The organism is Serinicoccus sp. JS2-9 (assembly GCF_059025165.1).
The window spans coordinates 213,871-236,482 of the sequence record NZ_CM180091.1 but is presented as its reverse complement, the minus strand read 5'-3'; the positions used below and the strand labels follow the sequence as shown (position 1 = coordinate 236,482).

The 22,612-nt window shown below is 66.6% G+C and carries 20 protein-coding genes and 1 pseudogene; 11 read left to right on the top strand and 10 right to left on the bottom strand.

Annotated features, from left to right (window positions below; genetic code table 11):
• The first annotated feature begins 44 nt into the window (after positions 1 to 44).
• Complete coding sequence (locus AC5PYY_RS01225; protein ID WP_493898011.1) at positions 45 to 1,169, top strand: tyrosine-type recombinase/integrase; 1,125 nt, start codon at positions 45 to 47, stop codon at positions 1,167 to 1,169.
• Positions 1,170 to 1,663: 494 nt separating this feature from the next.
• On the opposite strand, the pseudogene AC5PYY_RS01220 reads toward AC5PYY_RS01225, so the two are convergent.
• Positions 1,664 to 2,940, bottom strand: a pseudogene (locus tag AC5PYY_RS01220) (ISL3 family transposase).
• Between the two features lie 294 nt (positions 2,941 to 3,234).
• Here AC5PYY_RS01220 and AC5PYY_RS01215 point away from each other — a divergent pair.
• Complete coding sequence (locus tag AC5PYY_RS01215; RefSeq protein ID WP_028130775.1) at positions 3,235 to 3,531, top strand: helix-turn-helix domain-containing protein; 297 nt, start codon at positions 3,235 to 3,237, stop codon at positions 3,529 to 3,531.
• A 3-nt stretch (positions 3,532 to 3,534) separates the two neighbouring features.
• Here AC5PYY_RS01215 and AC5PYY_RS01210 read toward each other — a convergent pair whose 3' ends face one another.
• The 3 genes from AC5PYY_RS01210 to AC5PYY_RS01200 all read right to left on the bottom strand — a co-directional run bounded on the left by AC5PYY_RS01210 (position 3,535) and on the right by AC5PYY_RS01200 (position 5,571).
• Positions 3,535 to 4,137, bottom strand: coding sequence for a ClpP family protease (locus AC5PYY_RS01210; RefSeq protein ID WP_493898010.1), 603 nt, complete (start codon positions 4,135 to 4,137; stop codon positions 3,535 to 3,537).
• The gene (locus AC5PYY_RS01205) at positions 4,134 to 4,709 is read right to left on the bottom strand and encodes a ClpP family protease (RefSeq protein WP_493898009.1); all 576 of its coding nucleotides are present in this window, start codon (positions 4,707 to 4,709) and stop codon (positions 4,134 to 4,136) included. Before AC5PYY_RS01205 ends, AC5PYY_RS01210 begins: the two co-directional genes overlap by 4 nt.
• Before the next feature lie 247 nt (positions 4,710 to 4,956).
• A complete protein-coding gene (locus tag AC5PYY_RS01200) occupies positions 4,957 to 5,571 on the bottom strand; it encodes a TetR/AcrR family transcriptional regulator (protein ID WP_235585621.1) in 615 nt (204 codons plus the stop codon).
• 334 nt (positions 5,572 to 5,905) lie between these two features.
• On the opposite strand from AC5PYY_RS01200, the gene AC5PYY_RS01195 reads away from it, so the two are divergent.
• The 7 genes from AC5PYY_RS01195 to AC5PYY_RS01165 all read left to right on the top strand — a co-directional run bounded on the left by AC5PYY_RS01195 (position 5,906) and on the right by AC5PYY_RS01165 (position 16,533).
• A complete protein-coding gene (locus tag AC5PYY_RS01195) occupies positions 5,906 to 6,787 on the top strand; it encodes an NAD(P)-dependent alcohol dehydrogenase (RefSeq protein ID WP_493898008.1) in 882 nt (293 codons plus the stop codon).
• Between the two features lie 95 nt (positions 6,788 to 6,882).
• A complete protein-coding gene (locus AC5PYY_RS01190; protein ID WP_493898007.1) occupies positions 6,883 to 7,374 on the top strand; it encodes a DUF6326 family protein in 492 nt (163 codons plus the stop codon).
• 43 nt (positions 7,375 to 7,417) lie between these two features.
• Positions 7,418 to 8,224, top strand: coding sequence for a CPBP family intramembrane glutamic endopeptidase (locus AC5PYY_RS01185; protein ID WP_493898006.1), 807 nt, complete (start codon positions 7,418 to 7,420; stop codon positions 8,222 to 8,224).
• Between the two features lie 131 nt (positions 8,225 to 8,355).
• Complete coding sequence (locus tag AC5PYY_RS01180; protein ID WP_493898005.1) at positions 8,356 to 9,240, top strand: CPBP family intramembrane glutamic endopeptidase; 885 nt, start codon at positions 8,356 to 8,358, stop codon at positions 9,238 to 9,240.
• Positions 9,241 to 10,224: 984 nt separating this feature from the next.
• Positions 10,225 to 10,584, top strand: coding sequence for a hypothetical protein (locus tag AC5PYY_RS01175; RefSeq protein ID WP_493898004.1), 360 nt, complete (start codon positions 10,225 to 10,227; stop codon positions 10,582 to 10,584).
• Between the two features lie 1,679 nt (positions 10,585 to 12,263).
• Positions 12,264 to 14,555: a hypothetical protein gene (locus tag AC5PYY_RS01170; protein WP_493898003.1), complete on the top strand. Its 2,292-nt coding sequence runs from the start codon at positions 12,264 to 12,266 to the stop codon at positions 14,553 to 14,555.
• Between the two features lie 670 nt (positions 14,556 to 15,225).
• Entirely contained in the window at positions 15,226 to 16,533 is a 1,308-nt protein-coding gene (locus AC5PYY_RS01165) for an ISL3 family transposase (protein WP_493898002.1), read from the top strand.
• Positions 16,534 to 16,992: 459 nt separating this feature from the next.
• Here the strand turns inward: AC5PYY_RS01165 and AC5PYY_RS01160 are convergent, their stop codons facing one another.
• The 6 genes from AC5PYY_RS01160 to AC5PYY_RS01135 all read right to left on the bottom strand — a co-directional run bounded on the left by AC5PYY_RS01160 (position 16,993) and on the right by AC5PYY_RS01135 (position 21,346).
• Positions 16,993 to 18,279 carry an ISL3 family transposase gene (locus AC5PYY_RS01160; protein ID WP_493898001.1) on the bottom strand — a complete coding sequence of 429 codons (1,287 nt, stop codon included), beginning with the start codon at positions 18,277 to 18,279 and terminating at the stop codon, positions 16,993 to 16,995.
• Positions 18,280 to 18,420: 141 nt separating this feature from the next.
• Complete coding sequence (locus AC5PYY_RS01155) at positions 18,421 to 19,203, bottom strand: ZIP family metal transporter (protein ID WP_202817345.1); 783 nt, start codon at positions 19,201 to 19,203, stop codon at positions 18,421 to 18,423.
• 47 nt (positions 19,204 to 19,250) lie between these two features.
• The gene (locus AC5PYY_RS01150) at positions 19,251 to 20,330 is read right to left on the bottom strand and encodes a YihY/virulence factor BrkB family protein (protein ID WP_493898000.1); all 1,080 of its coding nucleotides are present in this window, start codon (positions 20,328 to 20,330) and stop codon (positions 19,251 to 19,253) included.
• Positions 20,327 to 20,656, bottom strand: a complete 330-nt coding sequence (locus tag AC5PYY_RS01145) for a DUF3618 domain-containing protein (protein ID WP_493897999.1) — start codon at positions 20,654 to 20,656, stop codon at positions 20,327 to 20,329. The genes AC5PYY_RS01150 and AC5PYY_RS01145 overlap by 4 nt, the downstream gene beginning before the upstream one ends.
• On the bottom strand, positions 20,653 to 21,063 hold the full coding sequence (locus AC5PYY_RS01140) for a phage holin family protein (RefSeq protein WP_493897998.1): 411 nt from the start codon (positions 21,061 to 21,063) through the stop codon (positions 20,653 to 20,655). Before AC5PYY_RS01140 ends, AC5PYY_RS01145 begins: the two co-directional genes overlap by 4 nt.
• Positions 21,056 to 21,346 (bottom strand): hypothetical protein, encoded by a 291-nt coding sequence (locus AC5PYY_RS01135; protein ID WP_493897997.1) that lies wholly within the window; start codon positions 21,344 to 21,346, stop codon positions 21,056 to 21,058. Before AC5PYY_RS01135 ends, AC5PYY_RS01140 begins: the two co-directional genes overlap by 8 nt.
• Before the next feature lie 168 nt (positions 21,347 to 21,514).
• Between AC5PYY_RS01135 and AC5PYY_RS01130 the strand changes: the two genes are divergently transcribed.
• The gene (locus AC5PYY_RS01130; RefSeq protein WP_493897996.1) at positions 21,515 to 21,787 is read left to right on the top strand and encodes a DUF4235 domain-containing protein; all 273 of its coding nucleotides are present in this window, start codon (positions 21,515 to 21,517) and stop codon (positions 21,785 to 21,787) included.
• A gap of 66 nt (positions 21,788 to 21,853) precedes the next feature.
• Positions 21,854 to 22,576, top strand: a complete 723-nt coding sequence (locus tag AC5PYY_RS01125) for a TetR/AcrR family transcriptional regulator (RefSeq protein WP_493899306.1) — start codon at positions 21,854 to 21,856, stop codon at positions 22,574 to 22,576.
• Positions 22,577 to 22,612 lie beyond the last annotated feature (36 nt).

The window sequence follows — 22,612 nt, the reverse complement described above, 5'->3', positions numbered from 1 at the left end:
GTGGCACCCTTGTTGCACGTATGTTGCACGAAATGGGGTGCGGGATGGCAACGAGACGAGGCTTCGGGGCACTGCGGCGGCTGCCGTCGAAGCGGTGGCAGGCGAGCTACACCGGTCCCGATCTGGGGCGGCACACCGCTCCGCACACCTTCCTCGCCAAAGCAGATGCGGAGGCCTGGTTGGCCAAGGAGTGGGCCCTGGTGAACGGGGACGGCTGGGTCGCCCCAAAGCGGCGGGCGGAGCTGGCCGAGCGGCTGGCACCGCCCACCTTCGGCGAGTACGCCCGCCAGTGGCTCACCGACCGCTCCCTCAAGCCGCGGACCCGCGAGGGATACGAGCACCTACTGCGGCGCTACCTCGCGCCGGAGTTCGGCGACCTGCTCGTGTCGGACCTCACGCCGGCCCTCGTGCGCCGATGGTGGGCAGGTATGTCCCCGGAGCACCCGACGGTCAACGCGCGCGCCTACGCGCTGCTGCGGGCCATCCTGACCACCGCGGTCACCGACGAGCTCCTCGCCAGCAACCCGTGCCGTGTTCGCGCCGCTTCGAACCCGCCGACCAAGAAGGAGATCCGCCCGGCGACGCTTCCCGAGCTGGACGTGCTAGTGAAGGAGATGCCGGGCCAGCTCGGTGCACTCGTCCTGCTCTGCGCCTGGTGCGCCCTGCGGGTGGGGGAGGTGCTCGAGCTGCGCCGCCGCGATCTCGACCTCAACCGCGGCGTGGTGAAGGTGACCCGGGCGGTGTCATGGGTCCGCGGCCAGCCGATCGTCGGCACGCCGAAGTCGGCCGCCGGCACCCGTGAGGTCAGCGTGCCCCCGCACATCGTCCCTGCCCTGGAGCAGCACCTGGAGAAGCACGTGCCACCTGGCGCGGGCACCCTGCTCTTCCCATCCATGCGCGACCACGAGCGCCACATGCAGCCGACGGTGCTGCACACGGCCTGGCGTAAGGCGCGGGCCGCTGCCGGTCGCGAGGACCTTCGGATCCATGACCTCAGGCACACCGGCGCGACCATGGCCGCCATGACCGGCGCCACGCTCGCCGAGCTACAGGCGCGGCTCGGCCACTCGACCATCGCGGCCGCCCTTCGCTACCAGCACGCCGCTCAGGGTCGTGACGCGGAGATCGCCGCCAAGCTCTCCGACCTGGCCCGCCCTCCCCAGGAGTGAGTTGGGAGCCGGAGGCCACCAACGGGGTAGGCGTCACATCACGCCCAGCCGCCACCAGGCTGTTCAGCGAAACTCCCCTGACGATCGCTCCCCGCTGCGTCACTTCGCCCAGAAGGACGCTACTTGCCTAATTGCCCCATGGTGCGGAGATTCGACCTGTTGCATTGCTATTGCTGGCTGCAATAGTTGGTTGTATCAATCCGATCGGGTTTCCGGCAGTCGCTCCGGGCATTAAGAACCCAACTGCTGCCAGGACTGGTCCGATCGTTGACATACCTCACAATGAACAGAATTGGAACGGGCTTAAAAGTGCTACTGGGAAACCTCCTGAGCCCAGTCAAGCACCGTCTCACCATTTGACGTGAGCTTCGATCCCGTGGCGAATGGCTTCAAGAGCGACCGTGCCTGCTCTCTAAGGGTGGAGCCCGACGAAGGCGGGCAAGCGGTCGATAGGAGGTAAAGCGGCTCTTCAACTTTGAGCGTGGTTCGGGTGTTCACGCCGCGATCGGTCGGGGCGCGTAGCCAATGATGCGGCATCGGTAGTTGTCGTGATTGCGGTACCCGCGGCCAACCCTCTTGATCGTCTTGGCGGTCAGGTTCGCCGCCTCCGTTCTCGCATTGGTCACCCTCGTCCGACAGAAGGTGAGCAGCTCACGACGCCACGCACGCAGCGTCCGGAACAGCGCGACCGGCTCGGGCAGGCGGGTCGCTCGCACAGCGCTCTCGAGGTGGGCCCAGTGCCGCTGGAACGAAGACGTGCCGCGGGCGGTGAGGACCTGGCGGACGTGCTCCTTGATACCCCAGGCGACGGCAAGCTCGACGTCCTCGGCCAGGATCTGCTGCAGCTTCGTCCGCTGACGGACGGTGAGCCGGTCGCCGGCGCAGGTGAGCAGCTTGCGGTACTTCCACGGGGTGTCGGTGCCGCGGCCGCGACGCTCGTGCAGCTCCCACACCCGCCGCCGCCTCACTTTGGTGTCCATCTCGTTCGCCAGCCGCACCACGTGCCAGTGGTCGACGCTGACCCTCGCCCTGGGCAGCGCCGTGCAGACGGCGGCACGGAACTCACTGGACATGTCCAGTGCGACGACCTGCACCCGCCGGCGCCACCACCGGGGCCGGGCACCCAACCACGCCTCTACGGTGCCGCCGCGGCGGCCGTCGACGACGTCCAAGATCGCGCCGTTATCGAGGTCGGTGACCACGATCGACCAGGGCTCGACCCGCTTCACGCTCTGGGTGTCGGGGTCGCGCAGGTAGCGCACGGTGCGGAACCGGTGCTCATCGATCCCCAGGCGCGCCACGTGCCGGCGGTCGACGCTGGTGTCCAGGTCCACGGTGGTGGTCAGCATCCGCATCACCGTCGGCCACGACAGGCCAGCCTCATCGGCGACCCGGGACACCGCGCGGGGCTCGGCCCGGCAGGCGCTGATCACCTGCTCGGCCAGCCGCGTCGTGACCCGTGCCCGGGCCGGCAGCTGCTCGGTCTCCTCGGTGAACGAGCGCCGCGGGCACAGCGCCTCACGGCAGACGTACCGCCGCTTGCGCACGACCACATCCAGCGGCTGCCGCCGCAGGTCACGTCCTTCACGTGCTGGGCCGGGCGGGCCTGAACCCGCGAGGACAGCACCCCGCAGGACGGGCAGGCACGCTCGCAGACGACGGTCTCGATGACCACCTGCCTCGGACGCTCGTCGGCGGCAGCAGGGCTGGCGCTCACGACTCGGTACCCGGACAGGTTGAACAGTATCGACGCCGCATCGACGTCGAACATACGCTGGTGCACGCTCGCGGTCCTCGCTCATTGGATGCCTAGACAACACCCATGCTGGCGCAGGGCCGCGAGCCCTACGTCAGGGCCCCACCACGCTCAAAGTCGAAGAGCCGTCATACGCGGCCAGTCGCGCACATTGGGACGGGTACGCGTGCGGTCTTGCCGGCAGGATCTCTCAGGCTCAGGCTGCTCGGCCCGGGCCGCAGCATGCTTCCTATGCGCTGCCAAGCGGCAGAACGGAGCATCAGTCTCGTGGGACCGGATGGCAGGTTGCCGTTGGGTAGGCTGGGCAATGTGTCCGAGGTGATCCGCTTCCCGAGCCGTCACACAACGTTGGCCGAGCCGTTGTGGCGTGAGGCGGTGGGTGACACCGTCCGGCAGGAGCGACTCGACCGGGGCGAGCGGATCATTGACGTCGCCGAGCGCGCGGGCATTGCGCCGCAGTATCTTTCGGAGATTGAGCGTGGCCGCAAGGACCCTTCCTCCGAAGTGCTTAGCGCGGTCGCCGGCGCTTTGGACCTTGGTGCTGGTGAGGTCACGCGGCGGGCTGCCACGCAGATGAGTCGCGGCCCGGTCTGCCTGGCGGCCTGACGCTCACTCGCCATTGCTGACGCGGCTGGTGTAGACGGCGTCGACGACGCCGTAGTTCAAGGCCCCCTCTGCAGTGAGGATCAAGTCGCGCTCGGTGTCCTCCCGGATCTGCTCTCGTGGCTTGCCGGTATGAGTGGCAAGCACCTCCTCGAGCATGGTGCGGACCCGTTCGACCTCGTCGGCCTCCAGAATCAGGTCGGGGATCGCGCCTCGTCCCTCGGCGGCAGGCGCGTGGATGACGACCCTGCCGTGCGGCAGGATCGCCCGACGCCCGGCCTCGCCACCGGCGAGCAGCACAGCCGCCGTGGAGGCAGCTTGTCCCACGCAGGTGGTGTGAACCTCCGCCCGCACGAACTGCATCGCGTCGTAGATCGCCAGCATCGCGGGGATCGAGCCGCCCGGGGAGTTGATGTAGAGCTGGACCGGCTGGTCTGGATCGTCGGACTCCAGGTGAATGAGCTGGGCGATGATCGCGTTGGCGACCCCGTCGTCTATCGGGGTGCCGAGGTAGACGATCCGGTCGGCGAGCAGCCTGGAGTAGATGTCGACCGTGCGCTCTCCCTGGTGGGTGCGGGTGGTGACGTAGGGGATGGGGTAGCTGCTCATGGACGTCCTCCGAGGCCGACCGGCCGGCTGGCGACCGGCATCACCTGGTCGATGTTGTCGATGACGTGGTCCACGAACCCATAGTCGATCGCCTCGTGCGCATCGAACCATCGGTCCCGCCGCGAGTCGCGCTCCACGGTGGTCACGTCCTGACCGGTGTCCTCGGCAATCAGGCTCAGGACGGTGTCCCGGGTATGCCGCAGGTCGTCGGCCTGGATGGCGATGTCCATTGCCGTGCCACCGATGCCGGCCGACCCCTGGTGCAGCAGCACCTTGGAGCGTGGCATCGCGAACCGCTTTCCCGGGGTGCCGGAGGACAGCAGGAACTGACCGGCACTGTAGGCCATGCCGACGTTGACTGTGACCACGTCATTCCGGATCGCTCGCATGCAGTCGCGGATCGCGAGCATGCCCGGCACCGAGCCGCCGGGTGAGTTGATGAGTAGCCTGATGTCCGCGGCCGGGTTCTCGACGGCCAGCAAGAGCAGGCCGATGCACAAGCGGTTGGCGTTCCAGTCCTCCAGCGGTTCGCCCAGGAGCAGCGTTCGACGCTCAAACAGGCGCCGGTACATCTCCTCGTCTAGAGATCGACCCGCCGGTGCTGATTCGGTGCTCATGTGACCACTCTCAGTGAGGATTCGGCCCAGACGTCAGGGCGCTGCTCACAGCAGCGCTGCTGTGAGCAGCGCTGGCTGCGCCTGCGGCAGGGCCGCCCGAGACGGTATGGGGAGGCTTCGGCGTCCTGATGGGGTTGCGGGCCGTGGCCTGTCTCACAGACATTCCTGAGTTACCGAGCAGGACCGCCCCTCGGCCTTCCGACTATGCGGAGGCTCTCAGGGGCTCGAGCGCGGACAGGATGAGGTCGAGGCCGAAGATGAACTCCTCTGCCGGGTCGTAACCGGTGGCGGCGAGCGTCGCGGCGGACTCGTGGAGGTAGGGAAACTGGTCGGGAGGGAGCTGGGGCAGGTAGACGTCCTCGACCATGTCCGCGAGCTCGTCGGCGGTGTCGAACGGGAGGGTCGTTTCCTGCAAGGCGTGCCCGTAGACGTAGCTGTCGAGCAACCAGTTGGCGTGCGTCGCCATCGGGACCGTGAAGCCGGACCTGCGCAGGCAGGCGGTGACCGCTTCGCGGTGACGGAGGTTCGCGGGCCCCGGCGTCGTCCGCGACTCCATCAATCCGGTCGCCCACGGGTGGCGGGTGAGAACCTGCCGGGCCGACACTGCCCGCCGTCGCATCGCCGTCTGCCAGTCACTTTCCTGGGGAGGAAGTTCGATCTCCTCGAACACGACATCGATCATGGCGTCCAGCAGTTCTTCCTTGCTCGCCACGTAGTGGTAGAGCGACATCGCACCCACGTCGAGCACGCCTGCCAGCCGGCGCATGCTCAGCGCGTGCACCCCGTCTTGGTCGGCGAGCCGGACGGCCTCGACCACGACCCGATGCCTGCTCAGACCCGTCTCCGACGCGGGCTGACGTTCGTTCCCCACAGGCACGGGTGACCTCCCTTCCTCAACCCTCTTGACAATCGTACAGCGTACGTCGATAGTACGTCGTACGACTAGTGCGTACACCGTACGACGCTGTCGGCTGTTGAACCTATGACGTAAGGAGACTTCGGTGAAAGCCACGCAGTCATCGGATGGTCCAGCGCGCCAGGCGGCGGAGGACAGGCCGGCATCGACGCGGGCCGTCGTCCAGCAGCGCTACGGCCCGCCGTCGGTCCTGCGGACGACCGAGGTCGACCTGCCGCTGCCCGGTCCGGGCGATGTGCTCGACGAGGTGGGCGCGGCCTCGGTACATCCCGGCGACTACTTCGTCATGACCGGGAGGCCGTACGTGCTGCGCCTGGTGTTCGGGCTCCGCCGGCCGCGCCCTGGGATCCCCGGCCGGGACTTCGCGGGCGTCGTGGCGGCGGTCGGCAAGCACGTCACCGCTGTGCGTCCCGGGGACGAGGTGTTCGGCTGGAGCACGGCGGGAACGCTCGCCGAATACGCCTGCGTCCCGGCAGACCACGTCGCGCCCGTGCCCGTCGGCACATCGCTCGTGGAGGCGGCGGCAGTCCCCACCTCGGCCTTGACAGCGTTACAGGCCATGCGCGACGTCGCGAAGGTTCGACCCGGCCAGACCGTGCTGATCACGGGAGCGTCGGGCGGGGTGGGCTCCTTCGCCGTCCAGATCGCCAAGGCGTTCGGCGCCGAGGTGACCGGTGTATGCAGCACCCGCAACGTCGACCTGGTCCGCTCGCTGGGTGCCGACCACGTCGTGGACTACACCAGGACCGACTTCACCCGCGCCGAGAGTCGCTACGACGTCATCCTCGACAACGTGGAGGCCCAGCCCCTGGCAGCTGTCCGCAGAGCGCTGGCGCCTGCCGGCACGCTCATCCCCAACAGTGGACGCGGCGGCCGCTGGCTCGGGCCCCTCGCTCGGATCGTCAGAGCGCGCGTGCTGTCCGGGTTCACCCGTCAGCATCTGAAGCCTTTCGCATCGGTCGAGAAGCCTAGAGACCTGCGCACCCTGGCCGACCTTCTCACCACTGGACAGGTCACACCCGTGATCGACCGCACCTATCCCCTCGACGAAGCGGCCGACGCCCTCCGCTACGTCGAGGCCGGCCACACCCGGGGGAAGGTCGTGGTCACCATCTGAGGACCACGACGACCAGAACGGCACCTCGTGCCCTTTTCACCCTCGGACCTGACGTCACTGCGGCTGAAGGACCGCTCTGCCCTGGAGAAGAACCGATGACCAACCGAACGAACACCCCGGACCAGCTCGATACCCCACCGATCCCCGTGCAGGCCAAACTCGCCGCAGCCTGGACCAGCTTCATGTTCCTCTACGTCTACGTGGACATCCTGGCCCTCTACAAGCCCGGCGTCGTCGACGGCATCCTGGCCGGGGTCGTCTGGGAGCTCGACATCACACCCACCTGGGCCATCTCGGCCTTGACTCTCCTGGCCATACCCATCCTCATGGTCGTGCTCTCGATGACCCTTCCCGCCCGGGCAAACCGCATCACGAACCTGGTCGTGGCCTCGCTACAGGTCCCCTTCGCGGCGTTCAACGCGGTGGGGGAATTGGGCGAGCCCTGGATGTACTTCTACGTCCTCGGCGTCGCGCTGGAAGTCGGCGTTCTCGCCTTCATCCTTCGCTCCGCCTGGGCCTGGCCACGCCGCACCGCATCACCCTCGACCTCGGTCCCCGAAGGGCGACCCGCGCCGCAGCAGGCATGACTGCTACCCGCCTCGCTGTCCTGCCGCCGGAGAGCAGCAGATCATGACATCCCTTCCTCCGCCCGCGTCAGCCGAAGGCAGCGCGGAGCGTGACATCGCAGCCGAGAACCCGATCCCGCAACTCACCCTCCCCGGGGTGATAGGAGTCTGGGCAGCGGCCGCTGTACCCATGGCCGGGTTAGCGTGGGTGCTCGCGCCACTGCTCGCATCCGGATGGGACTCTCCCCTCGCCCTCGCGCAGTCCCTCATCGTGGTGCTCACTGCGGGCATGGTCTGGCAGTTCGTCCTGGTCCTACTTCTCGTCTTCAAAGAACAGCGAACCTCCAAGTGGTCCGTCGTCCGGGACGTGCTCTGGCTGCGTGCTCCCCGTGACCCGCGTACGGGCCGACGCGGGGGACGAACATGGCTCGTCGTCCCGATCTGCGTCATCGCGTTCGCTCTCATGGAGTTTCTTCCGTTCGAGCTCGCCCCTGCCACAGGGCGCGACTTCGGCGACTTTCTCGGGTCCCCTGACGGACAGGCAACGGTCTCCGGCTCTTGGCTCTGGCTCGGGGTTCTACTGGCCTTCTTCGTATTCAACACAGTCCTGGGTGAGGAACTGCTCTTCCGGGGCTACCTCTTGCCCCGGATGAGGGGCGTCTTTGGATCGTGGGACTGGATCGCCAACGGTGTCCTCTTCGCCGTCTATCACCTGCACGTCCCCTGGGTGATCCCGATCGCCCTCATCGACACGTTCCTCTTGTCACTACCGTCTCGCCGCTACCAAAGCGCCCTCGTCGGGATCATCACCCACAGCGGGCAGAGCTTGTTCCTCTTCACTCTCGTCCTGATGCTCTTCCTGGCTCCCTAGCCCTCCCGAGTCCCCGTCCGGGGGTTCGGGCTCAGCACTACTGACGTTGACGGCCAGTGAGCCACCACATCCCAAGGCATCCGAGATCTCGCACGACCTTTCCCGCGTTCGCTGCACCGAGGAGATGCACCATGCAGACACACGGCAACCAGCCCTTCAACACCCACAGTGAGCGTGACCGACCGGCCGCCCCCCATCCGTCCTGGCGTGAGATCGCCGGCCACATCGTCCTGGCCAGCGGGCTGTGCTGGCTCGTGATCGCCCCGGCCATCCTGGGGTTCAGCGACGCCGACGTGGCCCCGGCGCTGGTCCCAGTTGCCCAGCTCACACCCCTACTCGCCGCGCTCGTCTTCTTGCGGGTGCTGCGCCCCGGCCGGGCCCGCGACCTGCTGGCGCTTCGTTGGAACCGTTCCGGTCGCTGGGCGGCCATGGGAGTGGGCATCCTGGTGCTGATTGGGGCAGTCCAGCTGGTCTCGGGGCTGCTCCTCGGGTGGCGCCCACGACCAACCGCCGAGATCCTGACTGCCGCATCCGTCGTCCTACCCCTCCTAGTGCTGCAGGCAACATTCGCCGTCGGCGAGGAGACCGGTTGGCGCGGATGGCTGCTCAGCCGGACCCGACACCTCGGGTTCCCGGCAGCTGCAGCCATCTCGGCAGGGGCCTGGACGCTATGGCACCTTCCAGCGCTCACGTTCCTGCCCGACCCAATCTCGGCCGAGTCCGCCGCTTATCTGGCGGGGATCGCCTCATGGGCGCCCTTCCTCGTGGCCCTGCGACTCGTCTCTGGATCGGTGTGGCCACCCGTACTCGTCCACGGGGCGATCAACAGCGTCCGCGTCTTCCAGCTGCAGTCGGTAGCCGACTCAGGCGGTGTCGACTGGCGCGTCGAAGCGCTGGGCTGGGTGCTGTGGCTCCTGGCGGCGGTGCTGCTCGCCAGGCATGGGGGTCGGCAGACCAAAAGGCTCCCGGAACATGGCTTCGCGGTCCGAGGCCTCGACGCTGACACGACTCGCTGACCGGCACGTCATGCTGCCGGCCGGCGGCACTCAGAAGCTGAGCGTTTGCGGCGCTCGAGAACCGCGCGAAAGCGACACTGTTGATGTTTCCTTAGTGGCAGCTTGCACGTCATAACGCCGCGTTTGACAGACCCGCGCGGCAATCTGTTTGACGGGCTTGCACCCGGTGGCGAGCAACGTGTGGTTGCACGTCGTAGCCGCGGCAATGACGACGTCGGCGTTGCCCCGTGCTTGAAGAAGTCATCGACGGCCCCGACGCAGGTGCAGCTTGTCGCTCCGAGCACGGTAAGCGGCGATAACTCGAGCCAGGGCCGGCTCTATCTCGGCCAGGTCGTCGAGTTCCAGACGGTTGGTCTGCAGCGCCCAGTCGAGTCGGTTCAGGACGTCAACCCACTCCTGAGCCGACCGGGGGGACCGGGGCACAGGCACTCGCACGCGACGCTCCTCGACGACCTTCTCGACTCTCACCACCTCGACCACGCGGTCGACGACTTCGACTGCGGCGAGACCAGCGTCGGCCGCGCGCCGTTGCTCCCACGCGCGGTGGCGGCAGGAGCTGGAGCACCACTTCGGGACGCGCCCGCGGGGAGGAACGGGCACTTCGGTCCGGCACCATCCGCAGACGACCTTCTGCCCCGATCTGCGAGGCGTTGTCGGCGCGTCTCCAACGCTGGGGACGTTGCTGGCGGTGGTGTCCACGGGCGTCTCCGGTGAGTCGCTACTACACGGTTTCCTATCGTGCCAACGATATACCAAGGCCGGCAATGCCAGAGGTGTGTGGGACATGAGCGGGGCGACTTCGGTCAGCGTCAGGATCACTGAGCCTGCGTGGAACGGGCTTGGCTCAGGGTCGATTTGCGCGAGGCGTGCTGGGCACGTGCGGGTCGGGGGAGGGGCGAGTCGGTGCGGCGGTGAGTCCCTGGGGCAGGGTCGTCCGCTTCAGGTGTGCAGAAGGTGCCGAGGGAGTCAATGAGGAGGTGCGTGGTGCAGAAGCAGACGCTGCGGCAGCAGGCGCGGCTTCGAGCTCGGCAGGCTCGAGCGAAGGCGCGCGAGGAGCAAGCCGAGAAGGAGCGGCGGCAGGCCCAATGGGGCAAGGCGCTGGTCGTGGCACTGGCCGAGCGTGACGCGGCGGTAGCCGAGTGCGAGCAGCGAGCAGGGCGAGCTCTGCGGTCGTTGATCGGGGACGGGGGACTGAAGACGGGAGAGGCGCTGGCATGGTGCGGTTCCGAGACGCTGACCGCACGAGAGGTTCACCGGCTGATCCGATGGGTGGTCGACGCCTCCGACGGCGACCAGTTGGACCGGGGCGAGCAGCCGCGCCAGGACATCGGTGGTGCGGGCTGAACGCAAGGCGTTCTGTCAGGCCGGGTCGCCCAGTACCGTCCCTGCGACGCCGTCGGCGGCCCGGGACCAATCGGGGACCAGTCGATCGACCTTGGGAACGACGGACCGGACAAGGTGAACCGCCCCGAGGGTGGTTGGCCCCGGACCTTGTAGACGACGGTGGAGTCATCTCAGAGAGGAACCAGTCGAGGAAGACGACCACGTCGCGTCGGTCCACCGATGAGGAGGAGGCGACGGCGGAGCGGACGTTCCGCACGCTGCGGGGAGAGCTGGGCACCAGCCAGGGCACGGTGAAGCGGGTCGCGGAACAGCCGGACTGCCGCACCCTCGGCTGGGACCACCGTCACAACAACCCTCGGCACAGGTTCACCGACGACCTACCCCCCCGCCGAGACGAGACGGCGTATTGCACTGCCCAGCCGGCGCGACCAAACTCAAGTCGATATCTCAAGCCCGAGTCTTCATCGAACCCAGGGCGCTTCATACAGCATGAAACGGGCCACTACCGACGGTGTCGCGCGACATACGGTGCGTCAGTGAAGGCCGTTAGCGGCCATCGTTTGGCGCGCAACCCGCAATTCACACCATGACGGCCCCGGCCAGAAGCACGTCGCAGCTCAGCGTCTTCACAGACACATCGGCCTGCGGCATCGCCATATTTCCGAGACTTGGAACAGCCTGAGCAACCTCAGATTGCGTCCAACCGAAGGTGTAGCCCCCGCGGGCAATGCCGCTCGCGGTACCGCTCGAGTGTTGCGACGTGGCGATCCACGTCTATGACCTCGGTCCGCTGCTCCCTGGCTGACACCACCGGCAGGCCCTCCATCCGGACCCAGGCCTCCTCCGACATCGGAGCGCCGTGGCAAGTCATCTTGACGTCCTCGGAGCCACAACCCGGGGCGAAGAGTGTTGCTACTGTCTCCTGACAGGGCCCGGTCAAGGTGGCGGGCGAGACTCTCATGGGGAGGTGGGTTCACTCATGCACCCGACGCGGCGGCATCTGAGAGGGGAGCTCGACCACCGAAGCTGGCATCTACACGCGCTCGCGCTCAGCAGTCGAGTCACTAGCCGGCCAGTGTGCCGGACGCCAGGCAGTGACTCCGAGCCGCCACTGGGACAACGTGGGCTCCGGGGGGTCATCCCTTGGGTGGGCTCGTTGAGCACGAGGCCTCGCACCAACTGCAGGAGGAAAGCGATCTGGTACGAACCGAAGTCGGTGCGCCGCGAGACAGGACCTCACACTGCCCCCAACGCGAACTGGCCCGGTCCACCTCGCATCGACTTTGGCCCTCGAGCAGACGGCTGTTGGGGGTACACCACAACCGCAGCTGTCCACCGTGGTGCCCACGCCGAGCTAGGCAGCTGCACGCGCTGCGCCGGGTTATGCCAGAACCTGAGACGAGCAGTTGCAGGACGACGTCGCCTAACGAAGAGCGAAGGAGTCCTACGTGGCGGCGGCGGCGCGTGATGGCACGACTAGGACGCGTCGGAGTTGCCGGCTCAAACCTGGGGAACATGTCAATTGCCGAAGTGGCTGGGCGACCGTTAGACAACAAGGGTGAGGCGCAGTGACGTTGTATGAACATTGTCGGGCCCAGATCGATGACTTCGCGCGAGAGGCAGAAAGCCTGGTAGTTGGATCCGAAAACGAGGCGACCACACGCCTGAGGCTCATAGATGTGCTTCTCAAGGAGTGCCTTGGCTGGCACCCTCACAATATCAATGCTGAGGAGCATCAGGGCGGTCAATACCTCGACTACGTCCTCAACAACCAGCATCGAGTTGTAGTAGTGGAAGCCAAAAGGGTTGGCTCTCACTTCACGCTCCCAGCCGGCATGGACGATCAAGGCGTCGTTCAACTGCGAACATTGATGGAGCATTCTGCGGACACGCGGGCGGCGCTGCAGCAGGTCCTTGGCTATGCCCAGCGCGGCGGCATCCCCTACGCGGCACTGTGCAACGGGAAGCAGCTTATAACGTTCATTGCTAATCGCCAAGACGGCACTCCACCATTGGAAGGCAAGGCCCTAGTTTTCAGCTCTCCAGCGTCCATGGTTGAACGTTTCCCTTCGCTGTGGGACGCGCTGTCCCCTTCCGGAGTGCGCTCAGGCGAGCTGCTTCGACTGCTCACTCGCGGTGGCTCCCTGCCCCCACCCCCCGAGCGCCTCTCAGCCCGACTTCCGCAGTACCCAGGATTTCGCCCGCGCACTGAACTCGAGACAGACGTCTCCCTGCTTGCTGATCTCTTCTTGCTTGACATCATGCAAGAACGGGACGTTTCGGACGAGTTCCTAAGGGAGTGCTACTGCACCAGTGGGGCACTGTCCCAGTATGCCGCTGTAAGCAAGGAGATACTACGCAACCGCTACGCTGGAATTTTAGAAGGCGATTCTCCTAAAGCGGTGGTGGACAAGAAGGGCCACGCTGGTGGCCTCACAGGGCAAGTTGTTTCAGCCGCTTTGTCCCGGCGGCCAGTCGTACTCTTGGGCGATGTGGGCGTCGGGAAATCGATCTTTCTCAAGCACCTGGTGCGCGTGGATGCCGCAGACCTGCTAAGGAATACGCTCGTATTTTACGTTGACTTCTTGCGTGAGTCTGCGGTCTTGAGCGACCCCGCCAGCGCACTGACTGAAGCTATAACAGAAAGACTGCGTGAGCAGCTGGGGGTCGATATAAACGAACGGTCTTTCGTGCGAGCGGTATACAACAAGGAGATCAACCAATTTTCTCGGAGCATCCATGGGGATCTGCAGGAACTTGATCCAGCCGCCTATCGACTGGAAGAAATTCGCATGCTCCAGGAAAAGATAAACGTTCCTACGAACCACGTTCGAAGAAGCTTGGAGCACCTCCGAGGCACCCGGAATTTAGACTTCTTAGTCATCTTGGACAATGTCGATCACCACGACGCAGTGTTCCAAGAGCAGATTTATGTCTTAGGGCAGAGTCTCGCTGAGACCTGGCCCGTGGCGGTGTTTTTGAGCCTCCGACCGGACACTTTTAATAGGTCGAGGCGGTCGGGTTCCATCACTGCGTATCTGCCGAAGGTATTCTCCGTGCAGCCGCCACGCGTTGACTTGGTCATCAGCAGGCGCCTTCGGTTTGCCCGTGAGCAGCTCGAGCGATCCGGTCGCCTTGAGTCCTTCCCGACAGGTCTTACTGTGACGTCGGAAAACTTGATGGTCTATCTGGATGTCCTCACTGAGGCCTTCGAGCGCAATGAAGCGCTTGTGGAACTAGTCGATAATCTGTCCTCGGGAAACGTTCGCCGCGCACTCGACTTCATTTCGACGTTTGTCGGAAGTGGATACGTCTCAACGCGCCGAATCCTTGAGGTTCACGAACGGGGCGGTCGATACACTATTCCTCTGCATGAATTTTTGCGTGCGATCATGTTCGAGGAGGGGTCCTACTATGATCCCGAGTCTTCGCCCGTTGCCAATGTGTTTGACATCATCTCAAAGGATGGCCGTGAACATTTCTTATTGTTGATATTGCTTGCTGCGTGTGAATCGCGCGGCGAGGCTAGCCCCAACGGGTTCGTCGATATTGGCGTTCTCTATCGGCACTGCCAGGAACTGGGTTACTCCATTGAGCAAGTGGAGGGTCAGTTGGAGCGGGGCATAAATCGCAGACTCCTCAAGCGTGGGGACGAAGAGTCGACCGGCTATAGCTTGCAAGTAACGCAAGCTGGCGCCTATATGCGAAAGCGAATGATTACCTATTTCGCATATGTCGACTCCATAATTGTCGACACGCCTATTGTTGACCCGGTCGCAAGGTCGAAGATTCACGATGTCGGGAATATTGATGACAGGCTCGATCGGGCGATGGTCTTCCTTGACTATCTGAACGGGCAGTGGAACCTTGAGCCTGGGGAAACAACCTTCGACTGGCCTTCGATGCACGAGGCCCTCCTGCGCGACATCGAGAGGACGAAGAGGAGTGCTGAGCGCCGCGCTAGGGGTTGACGGCGGACTGGGGTGTGCGTAGCGTAAGGCAGGCGGATCCATCTTCCCCGGTGCACGGAGCGAGACATGTGACCTTTCAGCAGACACCGCTAGTGGGCAACGGCTTTGGGCCGTTGCCCACTCGCATGTCTCCTGCATGGGTAAGCACAGCGGCAACCCCTGGCGGCATGGTGGGCCCGCTCCGCATCGACAACGCTACGAAGGGCGGCTTTGTGCCCTCGCGGAGGTGCTTGAGCTCGCGGAGGTGCCTGAGCTCGTGGTGAGGCGCCTTCCGCCGTAGGCCTGGCGTGGCGGATCCCAAAAGCCGAAGACGACCGTCCGATCTTCGGGAGTCGTGCGGTCACAACCGTCGGCGGGCAGCAATTCGCCGACCTCGCCGGCGAGCCCGCAAGCACGCTGGTGACAGCGCAACCAGGCGTCGGAGCGGCGCGGTCCCGGAGCCGAGCGCTCCCTTGGGCCCCCGAGTCTCGACCACCACCACCACCCTTCGCGGGATGTGAGCGTGCTTGGGCAGGCGGGCAGGAGATGGCACAAACCGACACCCCTGATGCACGTATGTTGGCTCTTCGCAGATGAGGGTGTAGAGGGCGCTGGCGCGTCGGTCCGGGGGTAGGTGTCGAGGCCTTCCGAAGATGGAAGTTCTCACACCACCCATCTGGAAGACCTCGACGTGCCCGACGCTACCTTCACGCGCGCTGACCTGACCACCTTCACCCGCCTGGACGACCTCGGCCTGGAGGTCACCGGGCAATTGCTCAAGCCCGACCGTGCGGTGCTGGCCTGCCGGGTCGTGGAGCCGGACGACTGGTGCCGGCGGTGCGGGTGCCAGGGCGTCCCGCGCGACACGGTGACCCGGGAGCTGGCGCACGAGCCGTTCGGGTGGCGCCCCACGACCCTGCTGCTCACCGTGCGCCGGTACAGGTGCGCCGACTGCGGCCACGTGTGGCGTCAGGACACCACCGCCGCCGCCGCACCACGGGCCAAGATCTCCCGAGCCGGGCTGCGCTGGGGCCTGGTCGCCATCGTGGTCCAGCACCTGTCCATGTCCCGTGTCGCCGAAGGGCTCGCCGTCTCCTGGAACACCGCCAACGACGCCGTCCTGGCCGAAGGCAGGCGCCTGCTGATCGCCGACCCGGCCCGCCTCGACGGCGTCCGCGTCGTCGGCGTCGACGAGCATGCCTGGCGGCACACGAGGCGCGGCGACAAGTACGTCACCGTCATCATCGACCTCACCCCGGTCCGCGACCGCACCGGTCCCTCCCGGCTGCTGGACGTGGTCGAGGGCCGCTCGAAGAAGGCATTCAAGGACTGGCTGGCCAACCGTGACCAGGCCTGGCGCGACGGGATCGAGGTCGTGGCCATGGACGGGTTCGCCGGGTTCAAGACCGCTACCACCGAGGAGCTCCCCGACGCCGTCACGGTCATGGATCCGTTCCACGTCATCCGGCTGGCCGGCGACGCCCTCGACGGGTGCCGCCGCCGGGTCCAGCAGGAGCTGCACGGACACCGCGGCCGCAAGGGCGACCCCCTCTACTCCGCCCGGCGGACCCTGCACACCGGCGCAGACCTGCTCACCGAGAAGCAGCAGGCCCGCCTCGACACCCTCTTCGCCGGAGACCGGCACGTGCAGGTCGAGTGCACCTGGGGGATCTACCAGCGCATGATCTCCGCCTACCGGGACCCCGACCGCGCGAGCGGCCGTGTCGAGATGCGCTCGGTCGTCGACGCCCTCACCGACGGCGTACCCAGACCGCTGGTCGAGCTGCGCACGCTCGGCCGCACCCTGGCCCGGCGGGTCTGCGACGTCCTGGCCTACTTCGAACGGCCCCGCACCAGCAACGGCCCCACCGAAGCCGTGAACGGACGACTCGAGCACCTGCGCGGACTGGCCCTCGGCTTCCGCAACCTCACCAACTACATCGCCCGAGCGCTGCTCGAGGCCGGCGGATTCAGGCCACGACTACACCCTGGATTGTGAAGAGCCCGTATGTTGCACGGAACGGCCCGAACGACACTGTTACGTGCGATATCCCCAGGTCAGCGAGTTTTCCCCGGGTGACTTGTAAACAGGTGGTTGAGGGTTCGAGTCCCTTCGCCAGCTCTGAAATCGCTTGTGACCGCAGGCGATCTGGGATCTGCCGTCTCCATTTCAGTCTGCTGTTCAGAAAACAGGTAAGTCGGCCTGCGCAGAGTCACTGACCTGCGGTTTTGTGGTGCAGGGCAGGTTGAGGGTGCTGTGGTCATCCGAGTCCCTGATGCACGTATGCTGCCCGCTCGACGGGTGGGGAGCAGGTGTGATTGCTCCGCTCGGCGCCCAGCTGCGGCGGTTGGGCGCGCTGCGCATCCGTCAGCATCACAGTTCCGCCGGCATCTGCAGCAGCCCCGTCGCGTTCAGCCACTTAAGTGGCTCTTCAACTTTGAGCGTGGTGCCGGGTGTTCACGCCGCGATGGGTCGGGGCGCGTAGCCAATGATGCGGCATCGGTAGTTGTCGTGGTTGCGGTAGCCGCGGCCGACTCTCTTGATCGTCTTGGCGGTCAGGTTCGCCGCCTCCGTTCTCGCGTTCGTGATCCTGGTCCGGCAGAAGGTGAGGAGCTCGCGACGCCAGGCCTTCAGGGTGCGGAACAGTGCGACCGGCTCGGGCAGGTGGGTGGCTCGGACGGCGCGTTCGAGGGCGGCCCAATGCCGCTGGAACGAGGGAGTGTCCCGGGCGGTGAGGACCTGGCGGACGTGCTCCTTGATGCCCCACGCGACGGCAAGCTCGACGTCCTCGGCCAGGATCTGCTGCAGCTTCGTCCGCTGACGGACGGTGAGCCGGTCGCCAGCGCAGGTGAGCAGCTTGCGGTACTTCCACGGGGTATCGCACGCCCTGCCACGGCGCTCGTGCAACTCCCACACCCGCCGCCGTCGGACCTTGGTGACCATCTCGTTGGCCAGGCGCACCACGTGCCAGTGGTCGACGCTGACCCTCGCCTTGGGCAGGGCCTTGCGGACGGCGGCACGGAACTCGCTGGACATGTCCAGTGCGACGACCTGCATCCGCCGGCGCCACCACCGGGGCCGGGCACCCAACCACGCCTTGACCGTCGCGCCGCGGCGGCCGTCGACGACGTCCAAGATCGCGCCGTCATCGAGGTCGGTGAACACGATCGACCACGGCTCGACCCGCTTCACCGTCTGGGTGTCGGGGTCGCGCAGGTAGCGCACGGTGCGGAACCGGTGCTCATCGATCCCCAGGCGCGCCACGTGCCGGCGGTCCACGCCGGTGTCCAGGTCCACGGTGGTGGTCAGCATCCGCATCACCGTCGGCCACGACAAGGCCGCTTCGTCCGCGACGCGGGACACCGCGCGGGGCTCGGCCCGGCAGGCGGAGATCACCTGCTCGGCCAGCCGCGTCGTCACCCGTGCCCGCGCCGGCAGCTGCTCGGTCTCCTCGGTGAACGAGCGCCGCGGGCACAGCGCCTCACGGCAGACGTACCGCCGCTTGCGCACGACCACATCCAGCGGCTGCCCGCCGCAGGTCACGTCCTTCACGTGTTGGGTCGGGCGTGCCTGGACCCGCGAGGACAGCACCCCGCAGGACGGGCAGGCACGCTCGCAGACGACGGTCTCGATCACCACCTGCCTCGGTTGGTCGCCGACAGCAGGGCCGGCGCTCACGACTCGGTACCCGGACAGATTGAACAAGATCGACGCCGCATCGACGTCGAACGTACGCTGGTGCACGCTCGCGGTCCTCGCTCTTGGATGCCTAGACAACACCCATGCTGGCGCAGGGCCGCGAGCCCTACGTCAGGGCCCCACCACGCTCAAAGTCGAAGAGCCACTTAAGTGCTTTCGGGTCCAGAGTGCGTGGCGCGTGTTCGGTCAGAGGGTCGCCAGGAGATATGACAGGACGAAGCCGGCTGCGGTCGCGAGGGCCACCGTGGGACCTCCTTCTTCGTATGCTTCGGGCATCAGCGTGTCAGCCAAGGAGGCGAGGACCGCGCCGGCGGCGAAGGCGAGGGGCAAGGAGATGGTCTCGGGTGTGGCGCTGGCCAGCGGACCCGCACCCAGGACGACAGCGGCCGTGAGCAACAACGCACAGATGGTCCAGGTCACCAGGACGAAGGTATGTGTTCGCCCTTGGGCGCGCATGGAGGCGCTGCCCACGAGGGCCTCCGGGAAGTTCGATACGAAGATCGCACCGAGCAGCGCCAGGCCACCTGTCCCTTCGCCCAGGGATACGCCCAGAGCGACATTCTCGGGTACGCCGTCGAGGGTGACCGCGGCGAGCAGCGCCATCCCGGCAGCCCCTTTCACTGAGGGTGCCGCGGCACGTTGTCCTTCCGTGGCAGCTTGCTTGTCCAGCTTGTCGCTGCCGCGGTCGGTGTCATCACCCGTTCCGGCGGCGGCGGCCCAGTCCAGCCACGCGCTGAGGAGGGTGAAGACCACCGCCCCCACGATCAGGCCTAGTCCGGCTCGCCACAGGCCGCCCTGCTCATGCGCGTCCTCGAAGAGCTCGAACGCCAGCGCCGTGATGAGCGCCCCGGAGGCGAAGGCCAGCATCGCGGCCAGCACCCGCTTGGGGATCTGAAACCGTCCCCCGACCACGGCACCCAGCACGAGCGCGCTGGACCCGAGCAGACCGAAAGTCACTGCCTGCGTCACGACTCACGTCCTCCCCTGCCTTGCGCTACCTCACCTGAGCACGTATATCAGCGGGTCTGGTCGGGGTCGGTGGTGTCCCCGCCGCTGCGGCGCAGCGCGCGGGCCTTGTCCTGGTCCGCCTGCTCCTTCTCCTCGCTCGCGACGATCTTTGCGTCGTCGCGAGGAGGCAGCTGGATGTCCTCCTCGGCCTCGATGCCGGCGATGAGCTGGCGTGAGCGCTCCAGCTCGGCGTCGACCTCCGCCCCGAGCAGCAGCGCGAGGTTGGTGATCCACAGGTAGAGCAGGAAGATGATCACCCCGGCGAACGAGCCGTAGGTGGCTCCGTAGCTGGAGAAGTTGGCGATGTAGAAGCCGAACGCGACCGAGATGAGGACCCAGACCAGGATCGCGAACGCGGCCCCGATGCTCAGCCACCGGAACTTCGGCTGCTTCACGTTAGGCGTGCTGTAGTACAGCAGCGCCACGAGCAGCATGACCAGGACCAGCACGACCGGCCACTTGGCGACCTGCCACACGGTGACCACGGTCGACCCCAGGCCGATCGCCTCGCCGAGCCCCGTCGCCACCGGACCGGACACGATGAGCATGAGGGCTATGAGCACCACCATGAGCACCATGACCAGGGTGATCAGGAGCATGACCGGGCGCAGCTTCCACACCGGCCGACCCTCCTCGATCTCATAGACCCGGTTCATCGCCCGGCTGAACGCGGTGACGTACCCCGAGGCCGACCACAGCGCGGTCGCCAGACCGATGACCAGGGCGAGCCCGGCACCCGGGGAGGTGGCCAACGACTGCACCACCGGCTCGAGGGTGGACGACCCGGACTCGCCCAGCACGCTGCTCAGCACGGGCATCACCGCGCTGACCACCTGCTGGCTCTGCCCGACCAGCCCCAGCAGCGAGAAGATCGCGATGAGCGCCGGGAAGATGGCCAGCACGGCGTAGTACGTCAGCGCGGCCGCGAGGTCGGTGCACTCGTCGTCCAGGAACTCCCGGAACGCCTTAACCGCGGTGTACTTCCACGCCGGCCCGGTCATCTCCGCGGGCGTGTCCGGCTTGTCCTCCCGCTCGGGCTCCGGGGCGTCCGCCTGCGCGGCCCTGCGTTCTGCTGCCCTGGAGCTCACCGCCGCACCCGCCGGGCGACCCCGATGATCAGCACCACTGCGGCCACGGCACCGAGCGCGGGGGCCAGCACGCTGAGCACGTCCCGGTGGTCATCACTGTTCAACCTGGTCTTAACCTCACCTAGCCCGGCGTTGGCGCGGGTCTTGATCGACTCGACCTTGCCCCGGGCCTGCTTCTTCACGTCCAGGCGTTCGGTGAGCTCGTCGACGGTGTCGCCGAGCTCGGCGCGGTGCCGGGCGATGTCGGCCTCGATCTGTGCCGGGTCGTTGCTGGCCTCGTCCTGGGTGTTGTCGCTGTCGGGGTTCTCGTGCGGTGTGGTGCTCATGACTGGGCTGCCCCCTTGACCTCGGCGATGTCCTGCTTGACGTTGTCCATGGCACGTTCGGGCTTGGCCGGGGTGGCCTCCTGCACGCGCTTCTTGCCCACCAGCGACACCACCGCCGCCGCCGCGAACAGCAGCAGTGTCACGATGCCGGCGGCGGCCCACGGGGGCAGCACCAGGGCGAGGGCCAGGATGGCCGTCGTGATCAGGGCGGCGATGCCGAAGAAGGCGAGCAGGCCACCGGCGCCGAACATGCCGATACCCACGCCCGTGTTCTTAGCCTTGGCGCTCAGCTCAGCCTGCGCCAGGCGCATCTCGTCCCGGATGAGCGTGCTCGTCTGCTCGCTCAACCGCCCGATCAGCTCACCCGTTGACGCATGATCGGTGTCCGGCGTGAACCGCTCAGCCACGAGGCCCCTCCTGGTCATCACCCGCGAGGGCGGTGTCGGTGTCGACCTCCCACGGGCCATCCATGCTGTCCCGGTCGCCGTCCTGGGCGTCGCTCAGCCGGCCCTTGGCCTGCTCGGTCACCCTCCCGGCCTGCTGCTTGGCCTTGTCCGCCTGCTCCTGCACCTTCGGGTGCCCCCACAGCTCCTGCGCCTTGGCGCTGAGCTGCTCATACCTCTCCCGGCCCGCCCTGGCGCCCAGGACGTACCCGGCCCCGAAGGCGGTCGCCATCATGATCTTGCTCATCGTCTGCTCCTGACTGCAGAGGAGGTGTCGCGCGGACCCCGGACTGGGGCCGCGTCGCCTTGCTGTGGTGCCCAGCATGCGAATACAGTGTAAACGTACGGCGTCATCGGAAGCCGTGCAAGCGTGGCCTCGGGGGTCCGGGCCAAGACCAGGAAGTGGTGAGTTCCAGTGGGCGACAAGATGTGGAGTCTGGCGACGACGGCGGCGGCGATCGGTGGTGGGGTGATGGCCAAGAACGTCATCGAGACGACGTGGAAGTTCGTCACCGGCAGCAACTCCCCGAGCAACCCCGAGGACCCGGAGGTGGGCTGGGGGGAGGCCATGGCCTTCGCGCTGGTCTCGGGGGCGATCGTGCAGCTGGTGCGGGTCAGCATCAACCACAAGTCCACGCAGGCGTTCGCCAAGCGCAAGGGACGCCTGCCCGAGTCAGTCGCGAGTTGACCGCGACGGGGACGACGAGCCGACACGCGGGGCGTGTGTCAGGGTGGACTTCCAGGAGGCGTGCCGATGAGCCCAAAGGAGCCGGACGAGGCGCGGTCCACGCGGCCGCCACGCCTCAGCCGTCAGCGCATCGTCGAAGCTGGCCTGGCCAGTATCGAGGCTCATGGTGTGGACCAGATGACCATGCGCAGCCTGGGCCGCGACCTCGGGGTTGAGGCGATGGCCCTGTACCGGTACGTCTCCGGGCGGGAGGATCTGCTGGAGGCGGTCGTGAAGAGCCTCCTGGACGGGCTCATCGAGCGCGTGGAGGCCGCGCAGACCACCAGCTGGCAGGAATACCTGCAGCACGTCGCGCACGAGATCCGCCAGATGGCCCTGGCCAACCCCACGGCGTTCCCCCTGGTGGTCTCACGGCACCCAGCGGCGCCCTGGCTGCGACCGCCCTTGCGCGATATCGCCATGGTCGAGCACCTCCTGGCCACCCTGTGCGAGCGAGGCTTCAGCGACGACCAAGCGGTGGACACCTACAAGGCCTTCACCAGCTTCCTCGTCGGGTCCCTGCTCTTGGAGGTTTCCACCCAGGTCGAGAATGTTGCCGCCATGGACGAACCGATGAACGAGGGCAGCGCCGACATCCCAGAGCAAGACACGAGGGAAGATGTCGACCTCGGGCAGGCGCCGCACGTGGTGCGGATGCGCGACCGCCTCAGCCAGGACCACAGCGAGGCCGAGTTCGAGACCGGCCTCGAGAGCCTGCTCAACCGCATCGAGAACACCGTCTCGCACTAGCCCCCGGTCCGGCTGGGGTGCCCGCGATGGGCGCAT

Excerpts from the sequence above, each read along its gene's own strand:
- AC5PYY_RS01145 (WP_493897999.1), bottom strand. The coding sequence starts at position 20,656 with ATGAGCACCACACCGCACGAGAACCCCGACAGCGACAACACCCAGGAC.
- AC5PYY_RS01185 (WP_493898006.1), top strand. The coding sequence starts at position 7,418 with ATGACATCCCTTCCTCCGCCCGCGTCAGCCGAAGGCAGCGCGGAGCGT.
- AC5PYY_RS01135 (WP_493897997.1), bottom strand. The coding sequence starts at position 21,346 with ATGAGCAAGATCATGATGGCGACCGCCTTCGGGGCCGGGTACGTCCTG.
- AC5PYY_RS01180 (WP_493898005.1), top strand. The coding sequence starts at position 8,356 with ATGCAGACACACGGCAACCAGCCCTTCAACACCCACAGTGAGCGTGAC.
- AC5PYY_RS01190 (WP_493898007.1), top strand. The coding sequence starts at position 6,883 with ATGACCAACCGAACGAACACCCCGGACCAGCTCGATACCCCACCGATC.
- AC5PYY_RS01225 (WP_493898011.1), top strand. The coding sequence starts at position 45 with ATGGCAACGAGACGAGGCTTCGGGGCACTGCGGCGGCTGCCGTCGAAG.
- AC5PYY_RS01205 (WP_493898009.1), bottom strand. The coding sequence starts at position 4,709 with ATGTACCGGCGCCTGTTTGAGCGTCGAACGCTGCTCCTGGGCGAACCG.
- AC5PYY_RS01210 (WP_493898010.1), bottom strand. The coding sequence starts at position 4,137 with ATGAGCAGCTACCCCATCCCCTACGTCACCACCCGCACCCACCAGGGA.
- AC5PYY_RS01125 (WP_493899306.1), top strand. The coding sequence starts at position 21,854 with ATGAGCCCAAAGGAGCCGGACGAGGCGCGGTCCACGCGGCCGCCACGC.